This is a genomic window from Rhizobium sp. 42MFCr.1, from assembly GCF_000377185.1.
Taxonomy (GTDB): Bacteria; Pseudomonadota; Alphaproteobacteria; order Rhizobiales; family Rhizobiaceae; genus Rhizobium; species Rhizobium altiplani.
Genome location: NZ_KB897856.1, coordinates 43,271 through 49,603, shown reverse-complemented (window position 1 = coordinate 49,603; position 6,333 = coordinate 43,271). Strand labels below are relative to the sequence as shown.

The following is a 6,333-nucleotide window of genomic DNA, read 5'->3' as shown; positions in this document are numbered from 1 at the left end:
GTTACCGAAACTGATGGCGGTATCGTCATGAGTGGGGCGGCTTCAAACTGCAGGCTGATAGGTCGTTGGCGGATTGTAGCCGCCGACATCTGGGATCGGGATTATCTCGACCTGGTCGAGCCGGCGGTGATCACCATCACGCCAGATGGCTCCGGAGAAATTGCCTTCGGTGCCATGCAAGCCAACCTCGATATCGGCTATAGCGGATCATCCGTTTCCTTCACATGGTATGGATTTGACGAGATGGACGAAGTCTCGGGCGACGGTCATGCCGAACTACTCGACGACGGCTCGGTCGAGATCACGTTCGCATACCACAACGGCGACGAGGTCATCCTCAAGGCCAAACCGCAGACTTTTTCAACAGCCTGCTAGAACATGTCCCTCGAAACGGGAGCAGGCCCGAGACATAGGCGAAAGGGAAAACGGAACTCGGTAGCGGGCCCGCGCCAGGCGTCCCGGACTTGCCGCCGAACACGATATTAGCGATGCGCGACGAGTTTCGTCAGTCTGTCGTTCTCTCTCGGCCCGCTCTCCAAATCCGGTACCGGATTTCCACGTCGACGGGTGCAAACAGCACGAGGGGAAGCCTGCTGTTGTATCGCAAGAGCGGCTCGTCCGAGCTCCGCACGAACGTTTTCTTCTTGGTATTGTCCGGGCACGCCATCCGCGTACTCGCGACCGCGCCAACTCCGGTAACGACGTAGTAGTCATATCCCCAGCCATCGACCGTGCGCTTCTCCAGCTGGGAGCCAAAGGTATGTCGATTGCAATCCACCAACTCGGTTCGACCGACGATCACGCCAACCCGGCGCGCATCTTCGTCGGTACGCTTCGGCAGGAAGATAACGTGTCGTTGCTGGCCCGCTGGCGCCTCGGGAAATGCCTTCAACTCGTCCCGCGCCTGACGGGGCTCCGCCGCAGAAGCCCCACTCACCGCAAGCGACAGAAAAACCAGAACTGAAATTGAGTATTTCGCAGCTTTACCCGCCCAAAATGAAGTTGCCATTTTTCACCCTTCTACCCGCAATGGTGGTCGAGGTTGGGTTGCCGATACAGCTATCGCTTTCACGTGACGCCCGTCCAGCTTGCATACCCAGACCAAGTGCCCGTAGATTATCCAGAAAGGCCATGTTAGCGTCGGGTTGTATTTCAGCGCCTTGAGATGGAAAAAGCAATGCTTCGTTTAGGCCGGAAGTATAATCGCTTAGCGTCAACGTCGAGCTGCGGATGTGCAAACCCGGAGCTCCACAGGGTCTCAAACCACCTCGCGGATTACTCTCGCAGAAGTTTTCTGAAGACTGTCGGTTCGGCCGCGATCGTGGCAGGCCTACCAGGTCTGGCAAGCGCGCAGTCTTCGCCCCCGCAAAAGCTGATGCTGCGACAGGCTCGTCTGTTCGATGGCAAGACAACTACCCTGCGAGATTCGGTCCAAATACTGATCGAAGGCAATGTGGTGTCGTCCATTGACGCGAACGGCAATCCTCCGCCCGCTGGCGCGACCGTCATCGACTGCGCTGGCAGCGTCGTGATGCCGGGCCTGATCGATGCCCATTGGCTTCGATCTTTGCCGCGGTGCCATTGAACGTTCTTCTTGCAGGTGATCCCGGCATAATTTACGCCGCGTCGACTGCCGAAGCAGAGCGGACCCTCATGCGCGGGTTCACCACCGTGAGAGACCTGGGCGGGCCCGTCTTCACCTTCAAACAGGCAATCGACACCGGCATCATTCCGGGTCCCCGCATCTTTCCTGCGGGGGCAATGATCACCACGTCCGGGGGGCACGGCGACCTCAAGATGCCGTCGGAAATACCTGCGAGAGATGGCCAACTCAGTGTCGGCGAATTGCTCGGCGCCTCGGCGATCGTCGATGACATCGGCTCCCTGAAGCGGCGCGTCCGTGAGCAACTCCTGCAGGGCGCGTCCCATATCAAACTGGTGGGCGGCGGCGGTGTCTCCTCGCCTCGCAGCCCTCTCGACATGACGACGTTCAGTGAAGATGAGATCCGGGCCGCCGTCGAGGTGGCCAGGGATTGGAACACCTATGTCACGATCCACGGTTACGCTCCCCATACCGTGCAGCGCGCTATCGCGGGGGGCGTCGCCTGCGTCGAGCACGCCCATTTGATGGATGAGGACACGGCAAGAATGTTCGCGGACAAGAACGTCTGGCTGAGCACCCAGCCGTTTCTGAGCATGGAAGACGCCGCGTCGCAAACGGGTCCGGGTGTCGAGCGCGTCAAGCAGCTGTTTGCCGGCACGCCGAAGGTGTACGACTACGCCAAGAAGTACGGCATCAAGCTTGCCTGGGGATCGGACATCCTCTTCTCTCCGCAGCTGACTCCACGCCAAAGCATCATGCTGACCCATGTGTCCAACTGGTTCAGCAATGCCGACGCGCTGAAGATGGCAACCTCGGTTAATGCCGAGCTGCTCGCTCTTTCAAATTTGCGAACACCCTATGCGGAAACTCGGGGTTATCGAAGAAGGGGCACTCGCAGATGTGCTGGTATGGAACGGAAATCCGCTTGACGATCTTCGATTGATCGAAGCGCCGGAAAAGAATTTGTCCGTCATCGTCAAGGATGGCCGCGTCCACAAGAACCTACTGTAATCACGCCACATCGGCGGCGGAGAGTTTGCGGGTATCACTCGCCTCCGTTCTAGGCCGCTTTGCGCCGCCACAAGCAGACATCGTACCATTTATGTATGCAGGTCACTCGCGTAGCTATTGCTACGCCCGATTTCGGGGCCGGCTCGCTCGCTCTGGAAAAAATGAGTTACAGAGGTGCAGCATAATTTGGATCTTGCTTGGTGTACTCTGCAATTCGCTATCAAGGCCATCCCTATGCTTTTGCACTCGCTTAGCGGCGTCCTCCGGAGACTTTCCAATCTCAATGAGGTCATTCTTTCCTTTTTCGTACAGGCAGTTCGCCTCTGAGGGATGAAAGGCTTCGGCGTCCGAAAAACCTGTTTTCCTGTAGGCTTCGGCCAGCTTCACATGGACGCCCGCGCAATAGAAGAATTGATATTTGGCAAAACGACGCTTGTGTTCTTGCGCGGCCGAGACGGCTGGCAAGATAATTAGAAATACTGCAAGCAACCGAAATTTCGCATCGCCTCTCGACGCGCAAAAGTGGAACGGCCCGACGCGGCCGAGACCAGATGTCAACGCCCACTGCGCGAATTTGTCGCTTGAACCTTAACTTTCGGTTGCGATTGAGGCGTGGCTTTTGTCTGATGCAAGTGGCGCGTTTGATGGCCGCAAAGGGCCGAAAGGCGATGCCGATACGGACATCCCCCTCGTGCTAAAAGGGGACGTGGTTGAAACCTCGCACTCCACCCGATTGCATCGTGAACATAGCGAGTGGTGCCGCGGCGTGATAGGTGTTGGACTTGGATCAAGCCCAGCATTCACCTGAACTCCTAGCAAAGGACAAATGCCATGGGAGACCAGAGGCGCCCGCTCCAACCAGGGGAATACGCTCCTGCCTTCGCACTTCCGTCGGCAAATCAAAAAGGAACGGTCTCACTCTCGAGCCTCCACGGTCAACCTTTTCTGATCGCCTTCTTCCGCGGGTTGCACTGCCCGTTCTGCCGGCGTCAGGTGGGGCAACTCGGTAGTCTACAGCCTGCCCTGCGCGCCGCGGGGGTGGAAACAGTTGCCGTGATCAACACGCCGGTAGAGCGCGCCCGCATATATTTCGAGCACCGGCCGACGCCGGCCGTACTCCTATGTGACGAGGATTGCTCCACGCACCGGGCCTTCGGCGTGCCGCACGGTGAGTTCCTGCCCGAGGGCAGCGGCGAGAAACCAGTATGGCCCTATCGGGCGAGCATGGAGCAATTCGAGGCCGCTCGCATTAACCCGACGGGTGAATTGCCGGAAGCGTTACACCCGATGGCGGCCAACGCCTTACTCAACGCCCAAGACGACTTCGAGCTTACTGACGTCGATCATGCCATCTTCTCAAGCCACCCCACACAGCTTGTCGGGCACTTCCTCATCGACGGCGATGGCATCGTTCGCTGGGTGCAAATTGAAGCGCGCGACGGGCCTGACGGCCTCTGCATCTTTCCAAACGCTGCGGAAATGCTTGCCGCTGCCAGCAGCCTCCGACGCTGAAGACGTTGCATCTCCGATATTCGTCAAGCGTGTACCACCTCCGCTTATGGCCAGGATTAAAGCGCAAACAACCGCAACGGGCTGTCAGTTAGAGGTCAATCGGATCAAACTTGCCATTTGCCTTCTGAGGTCTCAGCGGTGACATGAAGTGGGTCTGGAGACATCGCCTCAATGAGCGACAAAGGAAACATGGTCCCCATTCGACTTGCTGGCCCATTTGTCTCCATGCCACTTCCTCGTCCGGCGTCTAAGAAAGCGTCATTTCCTTTCGGAACGGCTAGCACTGAGCAAGGGTGTTCTCACAGGGCCGACGGCGGTCATCGGCAGGCGACCGCTTCGCGCCGCTAGCGGACTCCTCATGGTCGCAAGGCAAGCTCGCAGAGGTGACTGCGGACCCATTTCACCTCCTCTGAGGCGGTGCGGCGGAAGTGCCTTTTGAAGTCGCGGCTGAATTGGGCTGGGCTGAGGTAACCAACCGACAGCGCGGCCTCTGCGATCGTTTTTTCCTGGCGCGCCATGATCAGCCTTGCTTCGTGAAGCCGCATCGCTTTGACGAATTGCATCGGGCTGCTGCCTGTCAGCGCCTTGAAATGTGCGTGATAGGAGGGAACGCTCATGCCCGCTTCCTGTGCGAGCGCAGTCACTGAAATCTGCGCGCCGTAGGTTTCGCGCAATCGGGCGAGGCTTTGCACGATTTTGCCGGAGGTGCCTTTCTGCTGTAGCGCCGCAATCATCTGTGCGCCCTGCGGGCCGACGAGGATGCGATAGTGCAACTCGCGCAGGATGCCTGCGCCCAGAACCACAATCTCCATGGGATCGTTGAGCACTCGCAACAGGCGTAGCACGACATCCTCGATGTCGGGCTCCATTCTGCTGGACATAAGACTTCTCGCCGCGGTGCCTGTCGGTCCGGAACGCCGTGCCTCGACGTCCGAGGCGATCTCGGCCGCGAGCTGCGTGTCGAATTCGAGATAGACCGCAAGCAGGGGGCATTCTGCGCTGGCGACGGATTCCATCCGGAACGGAACCGGGACCGAGACCGCCAGATAATGCTCCTCGTCGTAGAGATAGACCTCGCCTTCAAGCATTCCCTGCTTGCGACCCTGCAGCACGAAAACCGCACCAGGCTTGTAGAGGACGGGTATGTCGTGGAGGACCTCTTCGGTCCTGAGGATGCGGATGCCGTGAAGCCCCGTCGGATTGTAGCCGTGACGCGGGGCGAGGCGTCCGGCCAGTTCCACAAGCTCCCGGCGCCTTGATGGCGCACCCTTCGCATTTATAGGATTTGGCAAGACATTCATAGTTTCCGCAATCGATGAACCTGTAGGGAAAGATTATCAGTCAAATGAATATCACCAATCAAGAAGAGATTGTCCACCATGTCACAGAAGACTTTCTTCATCACAGGCGCGAATTCCGGGTTCGGCCTGGCAGTCGCGACGGCAGCCAGCGAACAGGGACATACCGTCATTGGCACCGTACGCTCCGAAGCCTCGCAAGCAAGGCTTGCGGAACGCCTGCCGGCGGTCCGTTCCGTCCTTTGCGACGTGACCGAATTCGACAGGATACCGGACGTCGTCGAGCAGGCTGAGAAAGACCACGGCCCGGTCGACGTCCTGATCAACAATGCCGGTTACGGTCACGAAGGGCTCCTCGAGGAGTCGCCGCTCGACGAAATGCGTCGTCAGTTCGACGTGAACGTCTTCGGCGCTGTTGCTGTTGCCAAGGCTTTCCTGCCGCGGTTTCGCGAGAGGCGCCGCGGGTTCATCGTCAATGTCACGTCGATGGGCGGCATGATCACCATGCCCGGCATCGCCTATTACTGCGGCAGCAAGTTCGCGCTTCAGGGAATATCGGAGGTGATGCGTGCGGAAATGGCGCCGTTCGGTGTCCACATCACCGCACTCTGCCCCGGCTCGTGCCGGACCGACTGGGCCGGCCGCTCGATGGTAAGGACTGAGCGGTCCATCGACAACTACGACGCGCTGTTCGATCCGATCCGAGAAGCGCGGCAAGCAAAAAGCGGCAAGCAGCTTGGCGATCCCAACAAACTCGCGGCAGCCGTGCTTAGCCTCATCGGGTCTGCCAATCCTCCACCGCAACTCCTGCTTGGAAGCGATGCGCTCAAACTCGTGTCTGACAGGATCGAGCGCCTGCAGCAGGAGATTGAGGCTTGGAAATCCGTCACGGTCTCGACCGACGGGTAA

The 6,333-nt window shown here is 58.8% G+C and carries 6 protein-coding genes and 1 pseudogene; 4 read left to right on the top strand and 3 right to left on the bottom strand.

Features of this window, described 5'->3' with window-relative positions; all coding sequences use genetic code 11:
- Positions 1–375: hypothetical protein (locus C934_RS35290; protein ID WP_018859494.1), on the top strand; the 375-nt coding region annotated here is incomplete at its 5' end.
- Between the two features lie 130 nt (positions 376–505).
- Here the strand turns inward: C934_RS35290 and eco are convergent.
- Complete coding sequence (gene eco, locus C934_RS0126085) at positions 506–1,009, bottom strand: serine protease inhibitor ecotin (protein ID WP_018859493.1); 504 nt, start codon at positions 1,007–1,009, stop codon at positions 506–508.
- Positions 1,010–1,177: 168 nt separating this feature from the next.
- On the opposite strand from eco, the pseudogene C934_RS32565 reads away from it, so the two are divergent.
- Positions 1,178–2,614, top strand: a pseudogene (locus C934_RS32565) (amidohydrolase family protein).
- 120 nt (positions 2,615–2,734) lie between these two features.
- On the opposite strand, the gene C934_RS0126075 reads toward C934_RS32565, so the two are convergent.
- A complete protein-coding gene (locus C934_RS0126075) occupies positions 2,735–3,172 on the bottom strand; it encodes a hypothetical protein (protein ID WP_156828798.1) in 438 nt (145 codons plus the stop codon).
- A gap of 273 nt (positions 3,173–3,445) precedes the next feature.
- On the opposite strand from C934_RS0126075, the gene C934_RS0126070 reads away from it, so the two are divergent.
- Positions 3,446–4,126 (top strand): peroxiredoxin-like family protein, encoded by a 681-nt coding sequence (locus C934_RS0126070; protein ID WP_018859491.1) that lies wholly within the window; start codon positions 3,446–3,448, stop codon positions 4,124–4,126.
- A 356-nt stretch (positions 4,127–4,482) separates the two neighbouring features.
- Here C934_RS0126070 and C934_RS0126065 read toward each other — a convergent pair whose 3' ends face one another.
- Positions 4,483–5,427 (bottom strand): AraC family transcriptional regulator, encoded by a 945-nt coding sequence (locus C934_RS0126065; protein ID WP_018859490.1) that lies wholly within the window; start codon positions 5,425–5,427, stop codon positions 4,483–4,485.
- A gap of 78 nt (positions 5,428–5,505) precedes the next feature.
- Here C934_RS0126065 and C934_RS0126060 point away from each other — a divergent pair, with 78 nt between their 5' ends.
- The gene (locus tag C934_RS0126060) at positions 5,506–6,333 is read left to right on the top strand and encodes an oxidoreductase (protein ID WP_018859489.1); all 828 of its coding nucleotides are present in this window, start codon (positions 5,506–5,508) and stop codon (positions 6,331–6,333) included.

Coding starts and splice junctions, on each gene's coding strand:
- C934_RS0126065 (WP_018859490.1), bottom strand. CDS start 5,427: ATGAATGTCTTGCCAAATCCTATAAATGCGAAGGGTGCGCCATCAAGG.
- C934_RS0126060 (WP_018859489.1), top strand. CDS start 5,506: ATGTCACAGAAGACTTTCTTCATCACAGGCGCGAATTCCGGGTTCGGC.
- C934_RS0126070 (WP_018859491.1), top strand. CDS start 3,446: ATGGGAGACCAGAGGCGCCCGCTCCAACCAGGGGAATACGCTCCTGCC.
- eco (WP_018859493.1), bottom strand. CDS start 1,009: ATGGCAACTTCATTTTGGGCGGGTAAAGCTGCGAAATACTCAATTTCA.